This window comes from Rhodococcus sp. P4_F5 (genome assembly GCF_056401315.1).
On the sequence record NZ_JBFUJP010000036.1, the window covers coordinates 1 to 23,672 of the forward strand.

A 23,672-nucleotide genomic window follows, 5' to 3' on the forward strand; every position below is an offset into this window, starting at 1 on the left:
GACCTGCCGCGTCGGCGGGCCGCGGCGCCGCCGACGACGCGGCGCCGGACCTCGGTGCGGCCTCGCCCACCGAGAAGCCCGGGGCGCGCCGGCGCGGCTCGCGGCGCCACGGTGAGGGCTCCGCGCCGGAGCGGACCTTCCTGGGGTTGTCCACCGCGCGTGCCGTGGTGCTGGCCGTGGTGGTGTGCGCGGTCGCGCTGACCCTGGCGATGCCGCTGCGTACCTACCTCACCCAGCGGGCCGACGCCGACCAGGTGGCCGCCGAGCGGGCCCAGCTGGAGGACGACGTCGCCCGGCTGACCCGAGAGAAGCAGCAGAACGACGACCCGGCGCACATCAAGGCGCAGGCCCGCGACCGCCTGCAGTACGTGATGCCGGGCGAGACCCCGTACCAGGTGCAGCTGCCGGGTGCGGTCGCGCCGCCGGTGGAGAAGGTGAACAAGCCGAAGCACGACGACGGCTCCTGGTACACCAACCTGTGGCGTCCGATCGCCGAGCCGCAGCCCGAGCCCGAGCCGACCCCGGCCGGGCCGGTGCCACCCGCGCCCCCGGCCCCCGCGCCCGCCCCGGCGGGATCGATGACCATGCCTGATCAACAAGGAGGGCCAGTCCGGTGACCGAGCCGACCGAGAACAATTCCACCCCCGAGATTCCCCGTGAGGACCTCGACGCGGTCGCCGCGCAGCTGGGCCGCGACCCGCGCGGCGTGCTCGCCATCGCGTACCGCGCCCCGGACGGCCGCCCCGGTGTGGTGAAGACCGCGCCGCGGCTGCCCGACGGCACGCCGTTCCCCACGCTGTACTACTTGACGGACCCGAGGCTCACCGCGGAGGCGAGCCGCCAGGAGTCCGCCGGGGTGATGCGGGAGATGACCGAGCGCCTCGGGACGGACCCGGAACTGGCCGCGGCGTACCGGCGGGCGTACGAGTCCTACCTGGCCGAGCGCAACGAGATCGAGTCTCTCGGAACCGATTTCACCGGCGGCGGCATGCCGGACCGGGTCAAGTGCCTGCACGTGCTGATGGCGCACTCGCTCGCGAAGGGCCCGGGTGTCAACCCGCTCGGCGACGAGTCGGTGGCGCTGGCGGCGGAGGGCAAGCTGCGCGGGACCGCGATCCCGGCCGACTGGCCGAGGTACCAGCCGCCGACGGCGGAGGGCGAATGACCCGCGTCGCGGCGATCGACTGTGGCACCAACTCGATCAGGCTGCTGATCGCCGACGCGGACGACGCGGGCCGGTTGTACGACGTGCGCCGCGAGATGCGGGTGGTCCGGCTGGGCCAGGGCGTCGACGCCACCGGGCAGTTCGCGCCCGAGGCGATCGAGCGCACCCGCGTCGCCCTCGAGGAGTACGCCGGGATGATCCGGGAGTCCGGGGCGGGCGCGGTGCGGATGGTCGCGACGTCGGCCACCCGGGACGCCGCGAACCGCGAGGACTTCTTCGCGATGACCCGCGAGGTGCTCGGCGCGGTGATCCCCGGCGCCGAGGCCGAGGTGATCTCCGGCGACGAGGAGGCACGGCTGTCGTTCGCCGGCGCGGTCGGTGAACTCGATCCGGCGGCAGGGCCTTTCGTGGTCGTCGACCTCGGAGGCGGTTCCACCGAGCTGGTCCTCGGCGACGGGGGAGGGGTGCACGCCGCGTACTCCACCGACATCGGCTGTGTCCGTCTCACCGAACGCTGCCTGCACGACGACCCGCCGACGGCCGACCAGGTCGAGGCGGCGCAAGCGTTCGCGGCCGAGAAGCTCGGTGAGGCGTTCGACCGGGTGCCCGTCGAGCAGGCGCGCACCTGGGTCGGTGTCGCGGGCACCATGACCACCCTCGCCGCCGTGTCGTTGGACCTGCCGGAGTACGACGCGGAGCGGGTGCACCTGTCGCGGATGTCGCTGGAGCGGCTGCACGAGGTCAACCACAGCCTGCTGCACATGACGCACGAGCAGCGCGCCGCGATCGCCACCATTCACCCGGGCCGCGTCGACGTCATCGGCGGCGGTGCGATCGTCGCCGACGTCCTCGGCCGGGAGCTCGCCCGCCGCGCGGGCATCGGCGAGCTGATCGTCAGCGAGCACGACATTCTCGACGGAATCGCGTTGTCGGTCCTGGCCTCGTCGGCCTGAGGATTTCTTCAGGTTCCCCGCCTGCGGGCGGGGAACCCTCGCCCCCATAGCCCAATTGGCAGAGGCAGCGGACTTAAAATCCGCCAAGTGTCGGTTCGAGTCCGACTGGGGGCACTGGTCAGGGCACGTTTCATGCCCGAAGCCGGAAGTCATCGTGCGAGGTGGTCACGGACTGTCACAGCGGGCGCGGAACTCGCGGCCTGGAGGAGTGCAGGGTCCTGAGAGTGGGCGTACGTCGAGCGCGTGAACGCCGCTGAAGCGTGTCCCATCCACGCCGCGATGACCGCGATCGGGACTCCGCGAAGGTGCATCAATCTCGCGCACGTGTGACGAGCATCATGCAGGCGGATCGCCGGCGCCCCCGACCATCTTCGACCGAGGTCGGCCTAACGCAGGACGGGCCACCGGTATTTCGTGGCGCCGATCACGAGAATCCCCACGGTCAGGACGGCGGCGACCGTGAGGCGTGGTCTCTTGGACTTTGCGCCGATCGAGCACACGAGGAGCAGCGCCGCGGCCGCAATCGTCTTCATCATGCCCATATCCATACCAGGGCATCGCCGTACCGAATATCCATGATTATCATCGGGCCGCCGCCTGTGCCTGCGCGAGCCAGCGTGCGAAACGCCTCTGGCGCACGATGCGAAACGTCCCAGTTCGAACTGGCTCACCATGCGGCCGGTTGATGCTGCGTGAAGATGCGGTGAGCACCGCTCAGGGGACTTCCGCTCGGCGACGTCGGCGCGCGAGAGGTACACGGCTGGACGGTCGGGCATGCCGCGCTGCCCGGAACCGGTCCTTCGCGATGAACGCGATCACGCCTCCCCATACGGCCCGCAACGGCGAGCCGGGCAAGCCGTGGCAGCGCGGCTTCAACGAGAACACCAACGGGCTTCTGCGACAGTACTTTCCGAAGGGTACTGACCTGTCCACCCGCTCGCGTGAGCACCTCGATGCCATCGCCGCCGAACTTAACGGCCGGCCACGCAAGACGCTCAACTGGGACGGCCCTGCAGAACGTTTCGTGCGGTTGAGTAGCCGGTAGCGCCGGAGACCGGCGAACGGATGTCGATTCCTCATGTCCGTCGAGGTTCGGTGATTGAATCCCGAGCATGGAAATAGTCGATACCGGACGCATCCGGCTCGGGGTGGATCGACGTGGAGAAGGTCCGCCAGTCATTCTGGTCGGCGGGACAGGGATGCCCCCCATCGCGTGGGACGTTTCCGGGCTGACTTCCGCCCTTGTCGACAATGGCTTTGACGTCATCGCCTACGCCTCTCGCGGCGTTGCACCAAGCGATGCTCCGTCACCTCACTGCACCATCGCGGAATTGGGCGAGGACCTCAGGTGCCTCATCGACACCCTCGGTCTCGATGGGCCGCCAGCGCTGGTCGGCTACTCCCTGGGCAGCTTCACCATCGAACACCTGCTGTCGACATGCCCAAACCAGTTCTCAGCCGGAGTTCTCATAGCAGGTCCTGGACCGACGACACCTCTCCTTCATTCCGTGGTGAACTGCGAAGCCGCGCTGATAGATCGGCTGGGCATGTTGCCTGCTGAGGTGATGACGATGCAAACCCTGCTTACCGCACTGCCACCAACAGCTTTGGCAACGGCAGATCCGCTGGTCGAGCAGTGGGCGAGTATGTCCGCCTACCAGAGTGACCAGTGGACATCGAGCGACGGCGAGGTGGCTCAGGCTCGCGCATCCCATGCCTGGCTCCGCGACAAAGAGCGTATGGATCGACTCCAGCAGATTGCGGTCCCGGTCCTGGCCGTCGCGTTCGAGTTCGATCCGCTCCTCGGGCCAACCCAAGCGCAATCGGCAGTGGATCAGATCCAAGGCGCCGAGCTCTGCGTTGTCCCCGGTGCTGGACATGGCGGAGTAATGACCCATGCACAACATGTCGTTCCCCGAGTGGTCGAGTTCCTCGTCAAGCACCACAACTGAATCGCACGGCGGGATTCCTGGAAGCCCATCTCGATCGGCTGCCTGGCGTTAGGGGCAGTGGTCGCCCAAGTCGCACCCAAAAGTGTTGTACAGCACTCGTTGCCACAACTCGGGTATCGGCAAGGTCCACATCCAGCCGCGAGGAATCACGTGCAGCACCTCCGGGTTCAATTCCCGACCAGTCTGGCCAGGTCAGTCCTCGGATGTACTCTCCTACGCCGACCGGAGAAGTTCGTCTGTTTCGCCGCTCGGCGAGGGCGCTTCGCTGGGAATGGCGATGAACATCTGGCGCATCACAGCGCGAGTCAACGTGCCCACGACGCGAACCTGGAGGTCCAGGGCTGCGTCAGTGGTCGCCAACGCGAGCACTAGGGGTGCGCCAATCCACACCGGAATCTTCATGCGCTTCCTCCTCCGGACTGCGTGCGCCCACCAGTGACGGAGTTCTGGCGGGAATGGACCAGGCGGCCCCGTCGACACAGGGGGTGGTCGACGGGGCCTACGCCAGTCACCGAGGGATGCTGGCGTGAACTCACACTAGATGTTGCAAGTCGTTACTCGCGCGTACGGAAGAAGGCGATTCTTCAGATACTGCGCGGACGCAGCAGGAAACAACGCTCTCCGGCAGGATCGTGCACCACTCAGCCGCACACGGAGGCAGCGAGAATCTCGCGTGCCGGATGGTGTGGTCGCCGCGCCACCGGGAAGCGCCGATCCGCCTCGGGCTCCGCACTCACGTCTGCCGCGAGTGTGGCGCCGTCACCTGCACGCCGCCGTGACGCCGCGCCGGCGCCGCAGCGGGACCGGCGGACAGTTGAAGTGCGATCACCTGTGCGGACTCTGGTTGATGTGTGCCCGCAGGCGGCGCTCAAACCTCTCACGATGGTCGTGCAGCAATTCAGCCGCTGCCGCATCCACGGCTTGTTCGCGCTGCTCGATCCTGCGTAGCTGTCGTGCGCGCGTTGTACGAGCTGGGGCGGTCTGCTCGCGGAGCGCGCACGCTCGGTCGTGGGCAGACCTGTCGTTCAGCAGGTAGGCCGCCGCACGATCGCAGTCGATGAGGACCTTCTCGTATCCCAGGCGCAGCGCAGACTCCTCGGGGAGCCACGCAACGGCGGCGACCTCGATCAGTTGGAGCGGTAGGCGTGCGAGCCGGTAGTTGAATCGGGCCATCGCCAAGGGCAGGCTGGGCACTGCTCGATCGTATAGGTAGCGCGACGGCGCGGCTGTGGACAACCGCTGGGTAGTTTTCGCCCGGGGTGTCCGGGCATCTGTCATGGTGGGTGACGATGGCAGTGCGGATCCGGCCTGGTTCGCGGGCCTCCGCGATCTCTCATATCGATGTTCGCTACCGCCGGTCGGCGTCCGATCGGGACGAGAACGAGGTCGTCAGCGGTGGCGGCGCAGGTGACCATCAGAGGATGAGGTGAAGCGGTGAACGTCAACGTGCTCGAATTGCTGCTATTGCTGGCCGCCGGGATCGGTGTCGCAGTACTCGTGCGGGCGAAGGTTCACCATCCGGAATACCAGCAACCATCCGGTATCAGCCAGGGCTGACGTGGGGTGGACCCGCCAGGTCCTGGGGGCGGGCTGGCATGGCCGGCGGTCCCCAAGGGGGCAAAAGACAGCCCCCCGCAATAGTCCGCCGGCAGCGAGTGGACCTATTCGTCAGCCCCGGGGATGACTCTGTGAGGATCGGCGCCGGAACGGTCGGTTCGCCAGTCGCTTGCACGGCGGTCCGCCGCCGGCCGTCCCCGTACCGCAACGAGTCAGAACCGTCGGGGTTCGGGTACCGGCCCTTGGTCGGTGCGCTCATGCCCGCATCCGGCCCGGGGCACCGACTGCCGGGAGTAGTCGAACGCAGCCGAAGGGGTTCGGTGCCCACGCTCTGCCCACAACCGAGCGAGCGGTAGCGCGCATGCGCGTGCACACAATGCGCTGGTCATGCCGGTAGTCCACACATCGCGGCGGGTCATGCAGGCGGCGGACAGTCGGTTCCGGTCCGACCCGAGGCGCCGCCGTTGGACCGGACCTTCGAGGGTCATCCAACAAGTCCGAGTCGTCGCAGCCCCGCGCATCGGCGTGCCGGCACGGCATCGCGCCGCGGTCCCACCCGATCGACCGCCCCATTTGGCCGAACTGTGCCCGAGGTCACAGATTTTCCTGCGTGTCGCTACGAACGTGCGTTGACCAGCGGAATCGCTATATCAGTTGACGGCGTAAAACAAGATCAATTTTTGATAACGAGTCGGTCACAATCGACAGAATTGAGATCCGTTCGTAACTTTGTCGCCAACGAAAGCCCGAGTCCGCAACCTGTCGGAGACCGGGCCCAGCCGACAAAGAACGAGGTGTTAACTGTGGGAACTCTCCGCAGCACGTTCCATCGCTCCAGTTCGCTCGCCGCCCGTTCGTCCGCCCCGCAGCGTCGCGGACTGGGCCGCGCCAAGGGTGTCGCCATCGCCGCCGTCACCGGCGCCATGCTGGCCGGGGGTGTGCCGTTCGGCATCGCCACCGCGTCCGCCGCGCCGGTCGCCCTTCCTCCGTTGCCCGCGGGTGTCCAGCTGCCGGCCCCGGCCCCGGCCCCGCTGCCCGACGCCGCCGCCGCGCAGCGGTGGTTCGACGATCAGTTCAAGGCGGTCCTGCCGCCCAACTCGTCGGCCGTGCCGTCCAAGGCGCTCACCGTTCAGCCGGTCTCGGGCAAGCTCTCCTCCGGGTACGGCGCACGCTGGGGCTCGCATCACGGCGGCGTCGACATCGCAGCCGGCATCGGCACCCCGGTGCTGGCAGCCGCCGACGGTGAGGTCATCAACGCCGGAACGGCCTCCGGGTTCGGGCTGTGGGTGCGCGTGCGTCACGACGATGGCACCATCACCGTCTACGGCCATGTCAACGAGTACCTCGTGAACGTCGGCCAGCGGGTCGTCGCGGGCCAGCAGATCGCGACCGTCGGCAACCGTGGTCAGTCGACCGGGCCGCACCTGCACTTCGAGGTGTGGGATCCGAACGGCAACCAGGTCGACCCCAATGCGTGGTTGGCGCAGCGTGGTGTCGCGGTGACCTGGTCGTAGATCCAGGCGCGAGGCGAGCGGCCGCTCAGCAGGTTCCCTGCTGGGCGGCCGCTGTCGTGTTCCAGGTCTGGTCCGCTGTGGAGGTCGTGCGGGGCACGGCAACGGCCCTCTTCATGGCCGCGTGCATAGCAGGCGCGCTCCCAGTCATGGCGAGAACGCGTTACAACATCAAGATTCGGTTACGGTGGACGCGGTCGATATCGTTTTGTTATCTTCGATCGCGGACAAGGGCACAGGCCACAACCGAGGTCGCCCCCAACCCGATGTGACGAGGTACTTACCGTGGGCGATCACCGCAGGTCAGGCAGTCGATCCAACGTGTTCACGATCGACGCCGGCCCCATCCGCGGACGCCACCGCGTCGCCGCACCGCGTAACGGTGCGGGTGTGAAGGCCGCGACCGTGGCCGCCGCCACCGGCGCCGTCCTCGCCGGCGGCGCGCAGTTGGGCGCGGCCACCGCGTCCGCCGCCCCCGTCATCGCCCTCCCGACGCTGCCCGCGGGTGTGCTGCCCGCCGGTGTCGCCCTCCCGACCCACATCGAGCTGCCCGAGGGCGTTGAGCTGCCCGGCATCGAGCTGCCCGAGAGCATCGACATGGGTTCCCCGATCGCCCTGCCGGACCTCGGTGGGGGCGTCGCGGCCGCTCAGCAGTGGGCCAACGACCAGCTCAAGACCGCCACCCCGCTGAAGGCGCGCACCGTGCAGCCGGTCTCGGGGACCCTGACCTCCGACTTCGGCTCCCGGTGGGGGGCCCACCACGGCGGGCTCGACATCGCCGCAACGATCGGCACCCCGGTGCTTGCGGCGACCGACGGAACCGTCATCTCCGCCGGCGCCGCCTCCGGCTTCGGGCTGTGGGTGCGGGTGCAGGCCGACGACGGCACCATCACCGTCTACGGCCACGTCAACGACTACCAGGTCTACGAGGGCCAGCGGGTCAGCGCCGGAGACCAGATCGCGACCGTGGGCAACCGCGGTCAGTCGACCGGGCCGCACCTGCACTTCGAGGTGTGGGACCAGAGCGGCAACAAGGTGGACCCGGGGAAGTGGCTGCGTGACCGCGGCGTCTCCGTCACCTGGCTCGGCCGCAACGCCTGACCCCTGGTCAGACTGGAATCAATTCCATAAGGTGCGATGAGGACCGGCTGCGAGCCGGTCCCGACCACCCGAGGAGTTGCCGCGTGACCGATACGATCGTGTCCAACCAGGAGCAGACGCTGTCGACGCTCCTCGCCGACCGTTACAGCTGCCGATCCTTCACGTCGGAGCCCGTGCCGCACGAGGTAATCGAGCAGATCCTCGCGCTCGCCCAGCGCACCCCGTCCTGGTGCAACACCCAGCCGTGGCAGGTCGCCGTCACGGAGGGCGCGGCCACCGAGCGCTTCCGTGACGGACTGGCCGCGTACGTGCGGTCCGCGCCGCAGGAGCCGGACCTGGCCTTCCCCCGCGAGTACCGCGGCGTCTACCAGGAACGCCGACGCGAGTGCGCGATGGCGCTGTACTCGAGCGTCGGCGTCGCGGGCGACCGGGCCGCGTCGGCCGAGCAGACGATGAAGAACTTCGAGCTGTTCGGCGCCCCGCACGTCGCGGTGATCACCACCGACGAGGCGCTGGGCACCTACGGCGCCGTCGACTGCGGCCTCTACGTCAACACCTTCCTGCTGGCCGCGCAGAGCCTCGGCGTCGCGACCATCCCGCAGGCCGCCCTCGCCGGCAGTTCGAAGTACCTGCGGGAGTTCTTCGCGCTGCCCGACGACCGGCTCGTGGTGTGCGCGATCTCGTTCGGCTACCCAGACCTCGACCACCCGGCGAACAACTTCCGCACCACCCGCGCCGCCGTCGACGCGGCCGCGACCTGGGTGTCCGAGTAGGCCCGGCCGGCCACCTGAAACACTGATACGCGTGCCGGTCCCCGAAGATCTCCTGTCCCAGCTGCGTAGGTTCCCCGACGTCGAGGCGCCGAACCTGTTCGCCGTGGACGGTGCGGACCGCCTGATCCTCGACGAGGCGGGCGACGCGCTGCTCGCGGCGCAGCCGGGGACGGTCGCGGTGATCGGCGACCGGTACGGCGCGCTGACCCTCGGCGCGGTCGCCGGCTTCGGGGTGCGCTCGCCCCGCGTGCACCAGGACCCGCTGACCGGGGAGCAGGCGCTCGCCGCGAACGCGGAGTGCGCCGGGCTGGCCGGCAGCTACCGGTCCTGCGGGCTCGACGCGGAGCTGCTCGCCGGTGCGAAGGTGGTGCTGCTGCAACTGCCCCGCAGTCTCGCCGAGCTCGAGGAGATCGCGGAAACCGTTGCCCGCCACGCCGACCCGGACGTGGTGGTCTACGGCGGCGGTCGCGTCAAGCACCTGTCGGTCGCGATGAACGAGGTGCTCGCGCGCAGCTTCGCGGACGTCCACGCCACCCTCGGCCGGCAGAAGGCGCGGGTGCTCGTGGCCCGCGGCGCCCTCCCGGCGGCGTCGACCCCCGGCTACCCGCGGCGCGAACGGCTCGACGAGCTCGGCCTCGAGGTGGTCGCGCACGGCGCCGCCTTCGCCGGCACCAAACTCGACATCGGCACCCGGTTCCTGCTCGACCAGCTGCCGCGGATGAGCCCCGACGCCGCCACCGCGGTCGACCTCGGGTGCGGGACCGGGATCCTCGCCGTCTCCCTGGCGACGGCGCGACCGGAGCTGACGGTGATCGCCACCGACCAGTCCGCCGCCGCCGTCGCCTCGGCGGCCGCCACGGCCCGCGCGAACGGCGTCGAGGGCCGGGTGACAGCCCTGCGCGACGACGCCATGTCCACCCTCGCGGACGCCTCGGTAGACCTGGTGGTGTGCAACCCGCCCTTCCACGTCGGCGCCGCCGTGCACACCGGCGGGGCCCTCGCGATGTTCCGGGCCGCGGGCCGGGTGCTGCGCCCGGGCGGGGAACTGTGGACCGTCTACAACTCGCACCTGGGCTACCGGGGACCGCTGCGCTCGTTCGTCGGGTCGACCGAGCAGGTGGCGCGGAACGCCAAGTTCACAGTCACCCGCTCGGTCCGCGACGCGTAGCGGACCACACGCGCTGACGGTGCGGACGGTAGAGTCCGAATTGTCCGTCCGAGCAAATTCGCCGCCGACCCAGGCGCGGGAACCAACCGGCGGGGCCAGTCGTTTTACCAGCAACAGATCCACCCAAMCGGGATTTTCCCGGAGCGGTCGGGCCACAGCGGCCCGACCCGGCTCACAGCGAGCCAGAAGAAGAAGGGACACGCACGGTGCGCACCTCCAGCAACCCGGTGTTCCGCAACCTCCCCAAACAGGAGGGCGGCGGATACGCCTCGTTCGGTTCTGCCACGGCGGGCGCCGGGCAGATGAGCCAGCAGTTCGGCCAGCCGCAGTACACGCAGGCCGAGCCCTACACCACCGGTCCGGCGCAGCGGGCCATGACCATCGACGACGTGGTCACCAAGACCGGCATCACGCTCGGTGTGCTGTCCATCTCGGCGATCATCTCGTACTTCCTGGTCAACAACGACGTGAACCTCGCGACGCCGTTCGTGGTCGGCGGCGGCCTGATCGGCCTGGTGCTGGTCCTGGTGGCCACCTTCGGCCGGAAGATGGACAACCCGGCGATCGTCCTCGCCTACGCGGTCGCGGAGGGCTTCTTCCTCGGCGCGCTCTCGTTCATGTTCACCGACATCACCTTCCAGGGTGCGGGCGGCGGAACGCTCATCGCGCAGGCCGTGCTCGGCACCTTCGGCGTGTTCTTCGGCATGCTGGTGGTCTACAAGACCGGCGCCATCCGCGTCACGCCGCGGTTCACCCGGATGCTCATCGGCGGCATGATCGGCGTGCTGGTCCTGGCGCTCGGCAACATCGTCGCCAGCTTCTTCACCCCGGGCGGCCTCGGCCTGCGCGACGGTGGCGCCGTGGCGATCATCTTCAGCCTCGTCTGCATCGGCCTCGCCGCGTTCAGCTTCCTGCTGGACTTCGACGCCGCCGACCAGCTGATCCGCGCCCAGGCGCCGGAGAAGGCGGCCTGGGGCGTCGCGTTCGGCCTGACCGTCACCCTGGTCTGGCTGTACGTCGAGATCCTGCGCCTGCTGAGCTACTTCAACAGCGACTAGTCGCACGCGCTCAACCCCCGAACGGGCGGTTACCGGGACGACGGCCGAGAGGCCTCCCAGGTAACCGCCCGTTCGCGGTGGTGCAGAAGGACTAGCTGAGGCGCTCGAGCACCATCGCCATGCCCTGGCCGCCGCCGACGCACATGGTCTCGACGCCGAAGGTCTTGTCCTGCTCACGCAGGTTGTTGATCAGCGTGTTGGTGATGCGGGCTCCGGTCATGCCGAACGGGTGGCCCAGGGCGATCGCGCCACCGGAGACGTTGATCTTGTCCTCGTCGAGGTCGAGCGCGCGGGCGGAGCCGAGCACCTGCACCGCGAACGCCTCGTTGATCTCGTACAGGTCGATGTCCGAGGTGGTCATCTTCGCGTAGCCGAGGGCCTTCTTGACGGCCTCGATCGGGCCCAGGCCCATGATCTCGGGGGACAGGCCGGTCGCGGCGGTGGCGACGACGCGCGCGAGCGGGGTCAGGCCGAGGGCCTTCGCCTTGGTGTCGCTCATGATGACGAGCGCGGCGGCACCGTCGTTGAGCGGGCAGGCGTTGCCGGCGGTGACGGAGCCGTCGGGACGGAAGACCGGCTTGAGCTGGCTGATCTTGTCGTAGCTGGTGCCGGCGCGCGGGCCGTCGTCGGTGGAGACGACGGTGCCGTCGGCGAGGGTGACCGGGGTGATCTCCTTGGCGAAGAAGCCGCGGTTGATGGCCTCCTCCGCGCGGTTCTGGCTGCGGACGCCCCAGCGGTCCTGGTCCTCACGGCTGATGCCGGTCAGCGAGGCGACGTTCTCGGCGGTCTGGCCCATGCCGATGTAGACGTCCGGGATCAGGCCGGCCTCGCGCGGGTCGGACCAGGCGATGCCGCCCTGGGCGCCCAGCTCGGTGCGGGCCTGCGCCTCGGCGTACAGGGCGTTCTTGGTGTTCGGCCAGCCGTCGGCGGTGCCGGTGGAGAAGGACGAGACGGACTCGACGCCCGCGGAGATGAACACGTCGCCCTCGCCCGCGCGGATGGCGTGCATGGCCATCCGGGTGGTCTGCAGCGAGGAGGAGCAGTAGCGGTTGACGGTGACGCCGGGCAGGAAGTCGTAGCCGAGCGTGGTCGCGACGACCTTGGCGATGTTGTAGCCGGACTGGCCGCCGGGCTGGCCACAGCCCATCATCAGGTCGTCGATCTCGGTGGGATCCAGCTCGGGGATCTTCGCGAGCGCTGCGGCGACCATCTGGGCGGCCAGGTCGTCGGGACGGATGTCCTTGAGCGAACCCTTGCCGGCGCGGCCGATGGGCGAACGTACAGCGGAGACAATGACGGCCTCAGGCATGAGAACTCCTTGCAGTAATCGGTGTGCGTGGTGGGTGCCACACACGGTGGATTTGACCCAGACGTTACGTGGCGCTTTCCGCGCGCTGGCGACGCCGTCGGTCATCGACGATTTTCAGTACCCCGGACGTCGGTTCCGGTGCCACCTCGACGGCCCCGTCGACGCCCTGCCGGTCGCGTCGGGCGTCGTCGCGTCGCCACAGGAAACGGTTGGCGGCCTGGGTGATTCGCGATGCCAGCCGACGTGACTCGGCGGCCTCGGACACCGCGGGCAGGTCCGGCAACGGGCCGCCGTCCCATTCACCGAGAGCCGCCGCCAGCACGGGCAGCAGTTGCCGGGCGGCCAGGTCGTATCCCGCGGCCGACGGGTGGAAGCGGTCCGCCGAGAACATGTCGTCGGGGGCGGCGAGGAACTCCGGTGCCAGCAGGTCCGCGAGGGGCACTGGGTGCCCGCCGTTGGTGAGCACCGCCGTCGCCTGCGCCCGCGCCAGCCGATGCCCCCACTCCCGGACGACGGTGCGCAGCGGCTGCGGGATCGCGGTGACCACGCCCAGGTCGGGGCACGTGCCGACCACGACCACGCTGCCCGCCCGGCGCAGCCGAGCCGTCGCGTCGCCGAGCCGGCGGGCGGAGGCGTGCACGGCGTTCTTCGCGGTCACGTCGTTGGCGCCGATCAGGATCACGGCGGCGTCCGGTGGCGGTCCGGCGACGAACATCGCGTCGATCTGGCCGCAGAGCCCCTTCGAGGTGGCGCCGCCGATGGCCTTGGTGCTCAGCCGCACCCGCTTGCCCGTCTCGTCGGCGAGGCCCCGGGCCAGCCGCACCCCAGGCACCTCCTCGGCGCCGGCGCACCCCACCCCGGCGGCGGTGGAGTCGCCGAAGATCATCAGGTGCAGGTCGAAGGGGACGCCCGGCCACCACCGCTGCGGCGCCGCGCACCCGGCGGTGTAGATGCCGTCGGCCTCGGGCGGCTTGGCGACGTTACGGCCGATCACACCGCGCGCGGCGGAGGCCTGACCGTTGAGGTAGCGGTACAGCGCCCACGAGGCGGCGCCCGCCGAAGACCCCGCGACGGCCGTCGCCGCGCCCGCCTTCGTTGCCGTCTTCCATCCGCTGCTGGGCACCGCAAGACACCTTCCGTCGCCGGGTGGGCCGCCTGGCGACAAACCTAGTGCGAAAGTGTCGTCCGCGTCGTTCTGCGGACCAGGTGTTGCCGATACGGCGCGCTCTGGGAGCATGGACCCATGCGCATCGCGGATCATGTCGTGGACCTCATCGGAAACACTCCGCTGGTCAAGCTGAATTCGGTGGTCGGCCCCGGTTCGGGACTGGTGGCGGCCAAGATCGAGTACCTCAACCCGGGCGGCAGTTCCAAGGACCGGATCGCGGTCAAGATGATCGACGCCGCCGAGGCATCGGGCGAGCTCAAGCCCGGCGGCACCATCGTCGAGCCGACGTCGGGCAACACCGGGATCGGGCTGGCGCTGGTGGCGCAGCAGCGCGGTTACAAGTGTGTCTTCGTCTGCCCGGACAAGGTCAGCGAGGACAAGCGCAACGTCCTCAAGGCGTACGGCGCCGAGGTCGTGGTGTGCCCGACCGCGGTCGCCCCGGAACACCCGGACAGCTACTACAACGTCTCCGACCGCCTGGCGCGCGAGCTGCCCGGCGGCTGGAAGCCCAACCAGTACTCCAACCCGGGCGGGCCCGCGAGCCACTACGAGACCACCGGACCCGAGATCTGGCGGGACACCGAGGGCAAGGTGACGCACTTCGTCGCCGGCGTCGGCACCGGCGGCACCATCACCGGCACCGGCCGCTACCTCAAGGAGGTCTCCGGCGGCAAGGTCAAGGTCATCGGCGCCGATCCCGAGGGTTCGGTCTACTCCGGCGGCACCGGCCGGCCGTACCTGGTCGAGGGCGTCGGCGAGGACTTCTGGCCGTCCGCCTACGACCCGTCGATCCCGGACGAGATCATCGCGGTCTCCGACGCCGACTCGTTCGACATGACCCGCCGCCTGGCCCGCGAGGAGGGCCTGCTGGTCGGCGGCTCCTGCGGCATGGCCGTGGTGGCCGCGCTGCGCGTCGCCGAGCGCGAGCCCGACGCGGTGATCGTGGTGCTGCTGCCCGACGGCGGCCGCGGCTACCTGTCGAAGATCTTCAACGACAAGTGGATGTCCTCGTACGGCTTCCTGCGCAGCCGGCTCGACGGCACCGTCGACGAGCCCACCGTCGGGGACGTGCTGCGCGCCAAGTCCGGCGAGCTGCCGGACCTGGTGCACACGCACCCGTCGGAGACCCTGCGCGACGCGATCGAGATCCTCCGCGAGTACGGCGTCTCGCAGATGCCGGTGGTCGGCGCGGAACCGCCCGTGATGGCCGGCGAGGTGGCGGGCAGCGTCAGCGAGCGCGACCTGCTCTCCGCGGTCTTCGAGGGCCGCGCGCAGCTCGCCGACTCCGTCGAGAAGCACATGAGCGCGCCGTTCCCGCTGATCGGGGCCGGCGAGCCGGTCACCGCGGCGACCAAGGCGCTCGGCGACACCGACGCATTGATGGTGGTCGAGGACGGCAAGCCGGTCGGCGTCATCACCCGACACGACCTGCTCGGGTTCCTCAGCGCGGGGTCGTAAGCCTCCGTCGGACCGGGCGGCCCTTCTGGTCGCCCGGTCCCTCGGCCCGCTGGCTAGGCTGGTCGGCATGAGCGAGCAGGGATTCTCCACAAAGGCCATCCACGCCGGCTACGAGCCGGACCCGCAGACCGGTGCGGTGAACGTGCCGATCTACGCGAGTTCCACCTTCGCCCAGGACGGCGTCGGCGGCATGCGCAACGGGTTCGAGTACGCGCGCACCGGCAACCCGACCCGGCGCCCGCTCGAGGCCAACCTGGCGGCGCTCGAGTCCGGCACCTACGGCCGCGCGTTCGCCTCCGGCATGGCCGCCACCGACTGCCTGCTGCGGTCGGTGCTGCGGCCGGGCGACCACCTGGTGATCCCGAACGACGCGTACGGCGGAACCTTCCGGCTGATCGACAAGGTGTTCACCGAGTGGGGGATCGAGTACACCCCCGCCGCGGTGTCCGACGTCGACGCGGTCCGCGCGGCGATCCGGCCGAATACCAAGCTGGTGTGGGTCGAGACCCCGACCAACCCGCTCCTCAACATCGGCGACATCGAGGCCATCGCCGCGGTCGCGCACGAGGGCGGTGCGAAGCTGGTGGTGGACAACACCTTTGCGTCCCCGTACCTGCAGCAGCCGTTGAGCCTGGGTGCGGACATCGCGCTGCACTCGACCACCAAGTACATCGGCGGGCACTCCGACGTGGTGGGCGGCGCGCTCGTCACCGACGACGAGGAACTCGACACCAAGTTCGCCTTCCTGCAGAACGGCGCGGGCGCGGTGCCCGGACCGTTCGACGCGTTCCTGACCATGCGCGGCATCAAGACCCTCGCGCTGCGGATGGACCGGCACTGCGACAACGCCGAGCGGGTGGTCGAGCTGCTCGCCGGGCACGCAGCCGTCTCCCAGGTCATCTACCCAGGCCTCGAGTCGCACCCCGGCCACAAGGTCGCCGACAAGCAGATGCGCCGGTTCGGCGGCATGATCTCGGTCCGGCTCGCCGGGGGCAAGCAGGCGGCGCTCGACTTCTGCTCGCGCACCGAGATCTTCACGCTCGCCGAATCTCTCGGCGGCGTCGAGTCGCTGATCGAGCACCCCGGCGCGATGACGCACGCGTCGACCGCCGGTTCGGCCCTGGAGGTGCCGGACGACCTGGTGCGCCTGTCCGTCGGCATCGAGGACGCCGCGGACCTGCTCGCGGACGTGGAACAGGCGCTTCGCTAGCGGCTCAGCGCTCGTGCGCGGTTTTACGGGTCCACAGGCCCGTTGACCGCGCACGAGCGGCGCCGCCGCCCTAGGGTGGCGTGATGGAGCTGGTGACGCGGGAGCAGATCGCGGAGGCGGCGGAGCTGCTGCGGCCGGTGGTGCGACGGACCCCGATGCTGCGGTCCAGGGCGCTGTCCGAGCGGGCGGGTCACGAGGTCCTGCTCAAGTGCGAGAACCTGCAGCACACAGGATCGTTCAAGCCCCGTGGCGCCTACTGCCGGATGGCCAACCTGAGCCCGGCGCAACGGGCCCGCGGGGTGGTGGCGGCCAGCGCCGGCAACCATGCGCAGGGGGTGGCCTGGGCGGCGGGCCTGCTGGGGGTCGAGGCGACCGTGTTCATGCCGGTCGGGGCGTCGCTGCCGAAGCTCGTCGCGACCCGGGCCTACGGCGCGACGGTGCACCTGCGGGGCGCGACCGTCGACGAGGCGCTGGTGGCGGCCCGCGACCACGCCGAGCGGACCGGCGCGATCCTCATCCACCCCTTCGACCACCCCGACGTGGTGGCCGGCCAGGCCACGGTCGGTGTGGAGATCCTCGACCAGGTGCCCGACGTCGGCACGATCCTGGTGCCGACCGGCGGCGGGGGACTGCTCGCCGGCATCGCGGCCGCGGTGAAGGCCGTCCGTCCGGAGATTCGGGTCGTCGGCGTGCAGGCGGCGCAGGCGGCGTCCTGGCCGGGTTCGCTGGCGGCGGGCAGACCCCTTGCCGCGCAGTCGTTGTCGACCGTCGCCGACGGTATCGCGGTGGGCCTGCCGGGGGCGGTGCCGTTCGCGCACGTCGCGGCGCTCGTCGACGAGGTGGTGACGGTCGGTGAGGACGCGCTCTCGCGGGCGCTGCTGCTGTGCATGGAACGGGCCAAGCTGGTCGTCGAACCGGCCGGTGCCGCCGCGGTGGCGGCGCTGCTCACCGGGCAGTCCGGGCTGCTCGCGGCGGACGGTCCGGTGTGCGCGGTGCTCTCCGGCGGCAACATCGACCCGCTGCTGTTGACGCATGTGCTCACCCATGGCCTCGGCGCGGCCGGGCGGTACCTCGCTGTGCGGGTACGGATCCCGGACCGGCCCGGCGGACTGGCCGCGCTGTTGGAGAAGGTCGGCGCGTCCGGTGCGAGCGTCGTCGACGTGTGGCACTCGCGCACCGGCGCCGCGCTGGACCTCGACGAGGTGGAGGTGCTGCTCACCGTGGAGACCCGCGGCCCCGACCACCGCGCCCAGGTGCTGGCCGCGCTCGATGCCGCGGGCTACGAGGTGCGGGTCCAGGACTGAGAGGTCACGGCCAGCCGCCGAGGCGGGTGACGTGGCGGTCCCGGTCCACCAGGCGCGCGGGCAACTGCAGTTGCCGGAGCCAGGTGGTCGCGCCGTCGCCCATCCGCACCGCGGCCTTGCCGGCCGCCGCCGCGCGGAACGCGGACTCGGCGACCACCGTGACGGTCCGCCAGCGGGGCGGTTCGTCGGGGTGCGGGTGCAACGGGGAGACGGTGCTCGCGGTGGCCAGGCCGTACCCGGACGGGATCGACACCTGGCAGGACGGGTCTCCGGGCAGGTCCTCGACCTTGATCTGCCAGCCGGGGTCCGGTTGCGGTCCGGCGGTCGACACGTCGCCGCCGAGACCGACCAGGACGCCGCAGCCGAGCAGGGTCGCGACCTCCTCCGCGCAGCGGTCCGCGGTGACCGGGCGTGATGTCGCGGTCAGGTCGAGGGCGATGCCGGCCGGCAGGGTGACCTGGCCGTCGTGCACCACGACCGACCGCCAGGCGCGCGGCCGCGGCGCGTCGACGACGGGGTCGAGGGCGCCGTCGGTGAGTTCGGCGGCCTCAAGTGCCCGCCGAACCTGTTGTGCCAGTGCGGCACTCACGCGCACGGGCCGACCTGCCGCATTGTTGAGTGCTGCCAGCTCGGAGTCCTCGCGGATCCCGTTGGCGACGACATCGGCGCCGGCGAGGTGCCCGCGCACCAGGTGCCATGCGGAATCGAGGAGGGCAGGGTCGGCGACCACCACCGTCGCCCGCACGCCCCACATGGACCAGCTCTTGGTGGCCTTGTCCACGACGGCGGTCACGACCCGCCCGAGATGACGTCGAAGCGTCCGGTGCCGGCGCGGACCACCGGAGCGGCCGGCGCGAGGACCCGGGACGCGGAGACCGACTGCCCGGCGACGGCTGCGGCGCCGAGGGCGAGGGGCGCGGCGGCCAGCGAACCGACACCGAGTGACCCGAGGCCCAGGGCCCCGACCACTCCGGACGCCGCGATCGCGCGTCGTACCCGGGAGGGCCGGTGAGGGTGGTTGGCCGATTCGACGCTCTGGTGGTCGACGGGACGGCCCGGGACGGGTTGTGGTGCTGACGGCGTGACGCTCACGAACTCCAGCCTCCGCCTCGTTCCTGAGAACTGTCTGAACTTTGGCTGGCAATTGCCGGAACAGGTAACACGGCGCCGAAATGTCTCGATACTGGGAGCACATCAGCGAATGGTGGGCAAAACGTTAGGCAAGGTGACGAAATTGCTCCGCAGTGACGTCACAAGTCTTACCGTTGTACGCAATTGGACCTCGAAGCAGTTTGGAGTTGCGAATGCCGGTTGATCCCGCCGCGGTTATCGTGGCTGTTGCGACCGCTCTGGGCGGACTCGTACAGGGTGCAGACATTCCACTTCCGGTCAAAGACCAAGTAGCGCAAGTGATTCAATCGGTCGAGGCGGCATCGCCCGCCGCGTCCAAGCAGTTGGACGACGCGATCGAGATGCTGCCCGAGCAGGTGCAGGGACAGGCCCGGCAGACGGTCTCGGACGCGGCCGCCGCGGCCTCGGACGCGGCGCGTCCGTACCTGCCGCCGGAGCCGCCGGCCGCCGCGGTCGAACCGGCCGCCCCGCCCGCGGCGCAGCTACCGCCGCCCGTGCCGGCGCCCGCCGTGGCCGCGCCGCGCTACGAGACCCCGCCGGCGTTGGCGGACATCCCGTTCGCCGGCGACCTCTCCCGTGCGGTGTCGTCGCTGCCCGCGGCCTTCCCCGGGGTGTCGCTCGCGCCGATCGGGGCCATCGCGGTGTTCGTGCCCTGGCTGCAGAAGGCCGGCCAGATCTGCGACGGCGTCAAGGCACCGACCCTCGCCGCCCTGTACAACGCGGAGAACGGCTTCCGGTTCGGTCCCACCGCGCCGGTCTCGCGGGACGGCGCGAAGGGTCCCGGCCAGTTCATGCCGGGTACCTGGGCGAAGTACGGCAAGGACGCGGACGGCGACGGCAAGGTGGACATCCTCGGCGTCGCGGACTCCGTGATGGCGTCCGGCCACCTGCTGTGCGACATGTACGGCGAGATCGACGGCTGGAAGAAGCAGGGCCTGGTCCAGGGCGACACGCTGGACCTGACCATCGCGGGCTACAACGCCGGCGTGGGTGCGGTACGCCGGTCGGCGGGCATGCCGTCGGGTCTCCCGGACTACGAGAACCAGACCAAGCCGTACGTGAAGAAGATCCGGGCCACCGAGGCCCAGTTCGCGATGCTCCTCGCGCCCTTCTTCGGCAACTCCGACGGCAGCATCGGCAGCAAGGTCGTCGAGGCCGCGCTGCGGTTCATCGGGCTGCCGTACGTGTGGGGCGGCGGCAACGTCAACGGCCCGTCCGGCGGCGGCTTCGACTGCTCCGGCCTCACCTCGTACGCGGTGTACGCGGCGACCGGCGACAAGCTCACGCTGCCCCGTACCTCCGAGACGCAGTGGAACATCGGCGTCGAGATCCCGTTGGAGGCCGCTCGGCCGGGCGACCTGCTGTTCGGCAACTGGCAGTCGGGCGGGCCCGGACACGTGGCGATCTACATGGGCAACGGGCAGATGGTGCACGCACCGCAGACCGGCGACGTGGTCAAGGTGGGCCCGGTGTTCGACGGGATGAAGGTCCGCCGCATCCTGTGAGGCGGCGGCGGCGCTTCGGCGTTTCGGCGGGGCAGATGGGGTCGCATACGATCGTCGGGTGACCGATTCGAGCGATGCCCGCGACGACCTCTTCGACGACGGCTTCGCCGATGCCGCGATGGCGCTGTTGCGTGAGCGGGGCCCGCAGTCCACGCAGGACTGGGCGAACCTGCTGGCCGAGGCGGGGCACGGGCCGGCCGACGAGCTGGCCGAACTCATCGCCTACCTCGACGCACCCGGGCTCGGCTACCTCACCGACGGTCGCTACGCGGCGCTCGACACGGCGCTCGAGGGGCGGGTGCTCACCCATCGGATGTCCGAGGCGGAGATCGCGTCGGGCATCCTCGACATCGTCCCGGACCTGACGCCGCTGACCGCGCTCGTCGCGCCGGGCGGTCCGGACGCCGACGAAGAGTTCAGCGTGGTCTTCCCCGACTTCGACGCCGAGGTGTTCGCGGAGCGGGGACGACTCGACGCGGACGCCCCGGAGCTGGAACGGCTGCTGCTGCAGCCCGACGCGTTGTACGGGTACGCCGCCGGCGACCTGATCGGGCTCGGGCTGGCGGGCGGAGAGTTGCGTCTGGTCCGCGTCGACCGGACCGAGGAGGCTCCGGAACTCGCGGACCGACTGGGCGACATCATCGCCGAGGGCAGCGCGGAGCCGTCGGACTCGGTCCTGTGGCAGCTGATGGCCGACGACCCGGCACTGTTCACCATGCCGGTCGCGCCGCTCACCGAGCTGATCGAGGCCGCCGGCTACACCTGGGAGAGCGACTACCTCGCGGTCCGCGGGTTCGACTTCGACGCCTTCCACCGGGCCACGCGGGTCGGGATCATCGCGCGCGAGCACGAACTGCACGCCGAGGAGGCCGGCGCGGTGGTGGACTTCGCCTACCTCGTGCGCGAGGTCGCCGAGGCGACCGAGCACGGCGAGGACCCGATGGCGTTGGCGCTGGAGCGGGTGGCCGCGTCGCCCGATGCCTACGCCGGCCTCGCGGACCCGGTGAGCGCGGCCGCCGCGCTCGACCTCGCGGCGGGGCCCGAGGACGACCGGACCGCGGCCCTGCACGCCGTCGCGGTGGCGCTGCTCGAACACGCGCCGCGGCGGACGAAGGCGTCGGCGCACTGGATCGCGGCCAAGGCCGCGGACCGGCTCGGCGACGTCTCGGCGGCGGTGGCGCACTACGAGAGCGCACTGGACCGGGACCCGGACTGGGTGCCCGCGATCTTCGACCTCGCGCTGCTCGCCGCGGACGCGGGCGACGCCACCCGGGCGCAGTCGCTGCTCGGGCGCATCGAGGGCGGGGAGTCGGAGGCGCTGCACGAGGTGCTGCAGCGGTACCAGGCCGCCGAGCATCCCGGCCTCGGCCGCAACGACCGGTGCTGGTGCGGGTCCGGCCGCAAGTACAAGTCGTGCCACCTCGGCCGGTCGGAGCTGACGGCCGACGACCACGCGACCTGGCTGTACACCAAGGCGCAGCTCTTCGCCCGGACACCGGAACTGTTCGACCTGCTCTACAGCCTCGCCGAGATCCGGGCCGGCTACTGGTCCGACGAGGATGCCCTGCCCCGCGCGCTCGAGGGCGGCCTGGCCGTCGACGTCACGTTGTTCGAGGCCGGCGTGTTCGAGCTGTTCGTCGAGCGCCGGGGCGAACTGCTGCCGGCCGGGGAACTCGAGCTGGCCCGCCAGTGGCTGGGCACCGCGCGATCGGTGTACGAGGTGCTGGCGACGGCGCCCGGCGAGTCGTTGACCCTGCAGGACCTGCGCGGCGGTGACCCGGTCGAGGTCACCGACGAGTGGGGCAGCCGCAGCTTCGACGTCGGGGCGCTGCTGTGCGCCCGCGTGCTGCCCACCGGGGAGTCGATGCGGGCCCTCGGCGGGATGGAACCCGTCGACCCGGATGCGCGCGACGAGCTGCTCGACCTGCTCGCCGCGGACGACGTGGAGCCGGATCAGCTGGTCGAATTCCTGGGCCGGCACTTCGCGTCGAGCTGACCGCCCGGTCCCGCCGCCCCGCCCGGTCCCGCCGCCCGCCCCGCGCGTCCCGGTCCCACCGTGGGACCGGGACGGCGCCGGGCGCCGGCCGGCGCAACACAAAACCCCGGCCCGAGCCGAGGCTCGAACCGGGGTCGTGAAGGAAGCAGACGCGCGTCAGGCGTGGTAGGGCTCCGCGCTGACCAGCGTGACCTTCATGGTCTTGTTGTTCGGCAGCGTGTACTCCCGGGTGTCGCCGACGGTCGCGTTGAGCAGCGCCGCGCCGAGCGGGGAGTTGGGGGAGTAGACCTCGAGCTCGTTGTTCCGAACACCCTCTTCACGAGTGGCAATCAGGAACGTCTCGGTGTCGGTGTCGTCGCCGTCGTAGTAGACCTTCACCACGGAACCGGGCAGCGCCACGCCGGACTGGGTGGGCGCCTCGCCGACCTTGGCGTTGTTCAGCAGGTCCTGCAGCTGACGAATCCGGGCCTCCTGCTGACCCTGCTCCTCGCGCGCGGCGTGGTAGCCACCGTTCTCCTTGAGGTCGCCCTCTTCGCGGCGCTCGTTGATCTCGGCCGCAATGACCGGACGGTTGGCAATGAGCTGGTCGAGTTCGCTCTTGAGCCTGTCGTGGGAATCCTGGGTCAACCAGGTCACCTGGGTCTCGGTCATGCTCGATCACTCCTCGTAGTCGGAACCCTGGCGGGCCCCCCGGGCTGACCGCTGAACTCCAGCGGTCGTCGGTGGCAGCGCGCGCGGTCCCCCGGAAAGTGTGATCCCCCGGTTGGCTCAGTCATGTGAGCAGTACACCCTGCCGCCAATGCAGCAATACACGGTTCCAGTCAGGAACCGTGTACCTGCGAATTCTAGCACGTACGGGGTTTTTGCAGACGGAGGTCGAGTTCCGGTGCGAGTCGCCGGTCAGCCGGCGGTGAGGTATCCGGGGGTCTCGTTGCCGCAGCCGTAGATCTCCGCGATCGCCGGTCGCTGCGAGGTTCGGATGGGCAGGGTGATCTCGACGGTGCCGCTCTCCGACGGAGAGACGTACACCTCGCGGCGGCCGGTCTCCGAGCCGTCCTGGGAGCGGGCCCGCACGATGCACACAGCGGGGTCGGACGGCACCTCGCGGGTGACGGTGAACCGGACCCCGATGGTGGACTCGTTGACGATGTCGTAGGAGATGACCTGCGCTTCGACGTCCTTGTTGTCGAACTTGTTGTAGCCGAGGAACGCGAGCGCGACGCCGAGGGCGATGACGCCGATACTCAGCACGACCGCGAGGATCCGGGACCCGCGCAGGCTGCGCTGGGGGGTCGGGTAGCGGTCGGCGGGCAGGTTCTCGGTCATCGGCTCAGCTCTCGTACAGCGGTCCGG

At 70.4% G+C, this 23,672-nt stretch carries 24 protein-coding genes, 1 tRNA gene and 2 pseudogenes; 17 read left to right on the forward strand and 10 right to left on the reverse strand.

Translation table 11 applies throughout. The features are described 5' to 3' along the window. The 4 genes from AC1DU4_RS15575 to AC1DU4_RS15590 all read left to right on the forward strand — a co-directional run. On the forward strand, nucleotides 1-617 hold a 617-nt coding region (locus AC1DU4_RS15575; RefSeq protein ID WP_477841279.1), incomplete at its 5' end, for an FtsB family cell division protein. Beyond that, nucleotides 614-1,165, forward strand: a complete 552-nt coding sequence (locus AC1DU4_RS15580; protein WP_477841281.1) for a DUF501 domain-containing protein — start codon at nucleotides 614-616, stop codon at nucleotides 1,163-1,165. The genes AC1DU4_RS15575 and AC1DU4_RS15580, both read left to right, overlap by 4 nt. Next, complete coding sequence (locus tag AC1DU4_RS15585; RefSeq protein ID WP_477841283.1) at nucleotides 1,162-2,118, forward strand: Ppx/GppA phosphatase family protein; 957 nt, start codon at nucleotides 1,162-1,164, stop codon at nucleotides 2,116-2,118. Before AC1DU4_RS15580 ends, AC1DU4_RS15585 begins: the two co-directional genes overlap by 4 nt. Nucleotides 2,119-2,158: 40 nt before the next feature. Beyond that, nucleotides 2,159-2,232: transfer RNA gene (locus AC1DU4_RS15590), tRNA-Leu, on the forward strand. Nucleotides 2,233-2,267: 35 nt separating this feature from the next. Here the strand turns inward: AC1DU4_RS15590 and AC1DU4_RS15595 are convergent. Next, nucleotides 2,268-2,483 (reverse strand): annotated as a pseudogene (locus AC1DU4_RS15595) (tyrosine-type recombinase/integrase); the annotation flags it as partial. Between the two features lie 21 nt (nucleotides 2,484-2,504). Beyond that, nucleotides 2,505-2,654 carry a hypothetical protein gene (locus AC1DU4_RS15600; RefSeq protein WP_477841285.1) on the reverse strand — a complete coding sequence of 50 codons (150 nt, stop codon included), beginning with the start codon at nucleotides 2,652-2,654 and terminating at the stop codon, nucleotides 2,505-2,507. Nucleotides 2,655-2,962: 308 nt separating this feature from the next. On the opposite strand from AC1DU4_RS15600, the pseudogene AC1DU4_RS15605 reads away from it, so the two are divergent. Both AC1DU4_RS15605 and AC1DU4_RS15610 read left to right on the forward strand, forming a co-directional pair. Next, nucleotides 2,963-3,163 (forward strand): annotated as a pseudogene (locus AC1DU4_RS15605) (transposase); the annotation flags it as partial. 67 nt (nucleotides 3,164-3,230) lie between these two features. Further along, complete coding sequence (locus tag AC1DU4_RS15610; RefSeq protein WP_477841287.1) at nucleotides 3,231-4,070, forward strand: alpha/beta fold hydrolase; 840 nt, start codon at nucleotides 3,231-3,233, stop codon at nucleotides 4,068-4,070. A gap of 213 nt (nucleotides 4,071-4,283) precedes the next feature. On the opposite strand, the gene AC1DU4_RS15615 is transcribed toward AC1DU4_RS15610, so the two are convergent. Both AC1DU4_RS15615 and AC1DU4_RS15620 read right to left on the reverse strand, forming a co-directional pair. Next, complete coding sequence (locus AC1DU4_RS15615) at nucleotides 4,284-4,472, reverse strand: hypothetical protein (protein ID WP_477841289.1); 189 nt, start codon at nucleotides 4,470-4,472, stop codon at nucleotides 4,284-4,286. Between the two features lie 423 nt (nucleotides 4,473-4,895). Further along, nucleotides 4,896-5,264, reverse strand: coding sequence for a hypothetical protein (locus tag AC1DU4_RS15620; protein ID WP_477841291.1), 369 nt, complete (start codon nucleotides 5,262-5,264; stop codon nucleotides 4,896-4,898). Nucleotides 5,265-5,504: 240 nt separating this feature from the next. Between AC1DU4_RS15620 and AC1DU4_RS15625 the strand changes: the two genes are divergently transcribed. The 6 genes from AC1DU4_RS15625 (at nucleotide 5,505) to AC1DU4_RS15650 (ending at nucleotide 11,238) form a co-directional block, all read left to right on the forward strand. Then, nucleotides 5,505-5,627, forward strand: a complete 123-nt coding sequence (locus AC1DU4_RS15625; RefSeq protein ID WP_477841293.1) for a hypothetical protein — start codon at nucleotides 5,505-5,507, stop codon at nucleotides 5,625-5,627. 803 nt (nucleotides 5,628-6,430) lie between these two features. Next, entirely contained in the window at nucleotides 6,431-7,141 is a 711-nt protein-coding gene (locus tag AC1DU4_RS15630; protein WP_477841295.1) for a M23 family metallopeptidase, read from the forward strand. Between the two features lie 282 nt (nucleotides 7,142-7,423). Then, complete coding sequence (locus tag AC1DU4_RS15635; RefSeq protein ID WP_477841297.1) at nucleotides 7,424-8,239, forward strand: M23 family metallopeptidase; 816 nt, start codon at nucleotides 7,424-7,426, stop codon at nucleotides 8,237-8,239. A gap of 83 nt (nucleotides 8,240-8,322) precedes the next feature. Next, nucleotides 8,323-9,012, forward strand: a complete 690-nt coding sequence (locus AC1DU4_RS15640; RefSeq protein WP_477841299.1) for a nitroreductase — start codon at nucleotides 8,323-8,325, stop codon at nucleotides 9,010-9,012. A 31-nt stretch (nucleotides 9,013-9,043) separates the two neighbouring features. Beyond that, the gene (locus tag AC1DU4_RS15645; protein ID WP_477841301.1) at nucleotides 9,044-10,180 is read left to right on the forward strand and encodes a class I SAM-dependent methyltransferase; all 1,137 of its coding nucleotides are present in this window, start codon (nucleotides 9,044-9,046) and stop codon (nucleotides 10,178-10,180) included. A gap of 206 nt (nucleotides 10,181-10,386) precedes the next feature. Then, complete coding sequence (locus tag AC1DU4_RS15650) at nucleotides 10,387-11,238, forward strand: Bax inhibitor-1/YccA family protein (RefSeq protein WP_477841303.1); 852 nt, start codon at nucleotides 10,387-10,389, stop codon at nucleotides 11,236-11,238. A 91-nt stretch (nucleotides 11,239-11,329) separates the two neighbouring features. Here the strand turns inward: AC1DU4_RS15650 and AC1DU4_RS15655 are convergent, their stop codons facing one another. Together AC1DU4_RS15655 and AC1DU4_RS15660 are read right to left on the reverse strand one after the other, a co-directional pair. Then, nucleotides 11,330-12,547 (reverse strand): acetyl-CoA C-acetyltransferase, encoded by a 1,218-nt coding sequence (locus tag AC1DU4_RS15655; protein WP_477841305.1) that lies wholly within the window; start codon nucleotides 12,545-12,547, stop codon nucleotides 11,330-11,332. Nucleotides 12,548-12,611: 64 nt separating this feature from the next. After that, on the reverse strand, nucleotides 12,612-13,670 hold the full coding sequence (locus tag AC1DU4_RS15660) for an SGNH/GDSL hydrolase family protein (protein WP_477841307.1): 1,059 nt from the start codon (nucleotides 13,668-13,670) through the stop codon (nucleotides 12,612-12,614). A gap of 120 nt (nucleotides 13,671-13,790) precedes the next feature. On the opposite strand from AC1DU4_RS15660, the gene AC1DU4_RS15665 reads away from it, so the two are divergent. The 3 genes from AC1DU4_RS15665 to ilvA all read left to right on the forward strand — a co-directional run bounded on the left by AC1DU4_RS15665 (nucleotide 13,791) and on the right by ilvA (nucleotide 17,687). Beyond that, nucleotides 13,791-15,173 (forward strand): cystathionine beta-synthase, encoded by a 1,383-nt coding sequence (locus AC1DU4_RS15665; protein ID WP_072846730.1) that lies wholly within the window; start codon nucleotides 13,791-13,793, stop codon nucleotides 15,171-15,173. 67 nt (nucleotides 15,174-15,240) lie between these two features. After that, nucleotides 15,241-16,383 carry a cystathionine gamma-synthase gene (locus AC1DU4_RS15670; RefSeq protein ID WP_477841309.1) on the forward strand — a complete coding sequence of 381 codons (1,143 nt, stop codon included), beginning with the start codon at nucleotides 15,241-15,243 and terminating at the stop codon, nucleotides 16,381-16,383. Between the two features lie 83 nt (nucleotides 16,384-16,466). Then, on the forward strand, nucleotides 16,467-17,687 hold the full coding sequence (gene ilvA / locus AC1DU4_RS15675) for a threonine ammonia-lyase (RefSeq protein ID WP_477841311.1): 1,221 nt from the start codon (nucleotides 16,467-16,469) through the stop codon (nucleotides 17,685-17,687). Between the two features lie 4 nt (nucleotides 17,688-17,691). On the opposite strand, the gene AC1DU4_RS15680 is transcribed toward ilvA, so the two are convergent. Both AC1DU4_RS15680 and AC1DU4_RS15685 read right to left on the reverse strand, forming a co-directional pair. Continuing rightward, complete coding sequence (locus tag AC1DU4_RS15680; RefSeq protein WP_477841313.1) at nucleotides 17,692-18,480, reverse strand: FAD:protein FMN transferase; 789 nt, start codon at nucleotides 18,478-18,480, stop codon at nucleotides 17,692-17,694. Next, nucleotides 18,477-18,779 (reverse strand): hypothetical protein, encoded by a 303-nt coding sequence (locus AC1DU4_RS15685; protein ID WP_477841315.1) that lies wholly within the window; start codon nucleotides 18,777-18,779, stop codon nucleotides 18,477-18,479. Before AC1DU4_RS15685 ends, AC1DU4_RS15680 begins: the two co-directional genes overlap by 4 nt. Nucleotides 18,780-18,991: 212 nt before the next feature. Here AC1DU4_RS15685 and AC1DU4_RS15690 point away from each other — a divergent pair, with 212 nt between their 5' ends. After that, nucleotides 18,992-20,323: a C40 family peptidase gene (locus AC1DU4_RS15690; RefSeq protein WP_477841317.1), complete on the forward strand. Its 1,332-nt coding sequence runs from the start codon at nucleotides 18,992-18,994 to the stop codon at nucleotides 20,321-20,323. Nucleotides 20,324-20,381: 58 nt separating this feature from the next. Next, nucleotides 20,382-22,319 carry an SEC-C domain-containing protein gene (locus tag AC1DU4_RS15695; RefSeq protein ID WP_477841319.1) on the forward strand — a complete coding sequence of 646 codons (1,938 nt, stop codon included), beginning with the start codon at nucleotides 20,382-20,384 and terminating at the stop codon, nucleotides 22,317-22,319. Between the two features lie 156 nt (nucleotides 22,320-22,475). Here AC1DU4_RS15695 and greA read toward each other — a convergent pair whose 3' ends face one another. Next, on the reverse strand, nucleotides 22,476-22,970 hold the full coding sequence (gene greA, locus AC1DU4_RS15700; RefSeq protein WP_072846725.1) for a transcription elongation factor GreA: 495 nt from the start codon (nucleotides 22,968-22,970) through the stop codon (nucleotides 22,476-22,478). Nucleotides 22,971-23,219: 249 nt separating this feature from the next. Beyond that, a complete protein-coding gene (locus tag AC1DU4_RS15705; protein ID WP_072846724.1) occupies nucleotides 23,220-23,645 on the reverse strand; it encodes a DUF4307 domain-containing protein in 426 nt (141 codons plus the stop codon). Nucleotides 23,646-23,672: the final 27 nt, after the last annotated feature.

What these genes read in the sequence shown, in the direction of transcription:
- AC1DU4_RS15690 (WP_477841317.1), top strand. Translation starts at nt 18,992, where the DNA reads ATGCCGGTTGATCCCGCCGCGGTTATCGTGGCTGTTGCGACCGCTCTG.
- AC1DU4_RS15665 (WP_072846730.1), top strand. Translation starts at nt 13,791, where the DNA reads ATGCGCATCGCGGATCATGTCGTGGACCTCATCGGAAACACTCCGCTG.
- AC1DU4_RS15655 (WP_477841305.1), bottom strand. Translation starts at nt 12,547, where the DNA reads ATGCCTGAGGCCGTCATTGTCTCCGCTGTACGTTCGCCCATCGGCCGC.
- AC1DU4_RS15610 (WP_477841287.1), top strand. Translation starts at nt 3,231, where the DNA reads ATGGAAATAGTCGATACCGGACGCATCCGGCTCGGGGTGGATCGACGT.
- greA (WP_072846725.1), bottom strand. Translation starts at nt 22,970, where the DNA reads ATGACCGAGACCCAGGTGACCTGGTTGACCCAGGATTCCCACGACAGG.
- AC1DU4_RS15600 (WP_477841285.1), bottom strand. Translation starts at nt 2,654, where the DNA reads ATGATGAAGACGATTGCGGCCGCGGCGCTGCTCCTCGTGTGCTCGATC.
- ilvA (WP_477841311.1), top strand. Translation starts at nt 16,467, where the DNA reads ATGGAGCTGGTGACGCGGGAGCAGATCGCGGAGGCGGCGGAGCTGCTG.
- AC1DU4_RS15670 (WP_477841309.1), top strand. Translation starts at nt 15,241, where the DNA reads ATGAGCGAGCAGGGATTCTCCACAAAGGCCATCCACGCCGGCTACGAG.
- AC1DU4_RS15585 (WP_477841283.1), top strand. Translation starts at nt 1,162, where the DNA reads ATGACCCGCGTCGCGGCGATCGACTGTGGCACCAACTCGATCAGGCTG.
- AC1DU4_RS15705 (WP_072846724.1), bottom strand. Translation starts at nt 23,645, where the DNA reads ATGACCGAGAACCTGCCCGCCGACCGCTACCCGACCCCCCAGCGCAGC.
- AC1DU4_RS15615 (WP_477841289.1), bottom strand. Translation starts at nt 4,472, where the DNA reads ATGAAGATTCCGGTGTGGATTGGCGCACCCCTAGTGCTCGCGTTGGCG.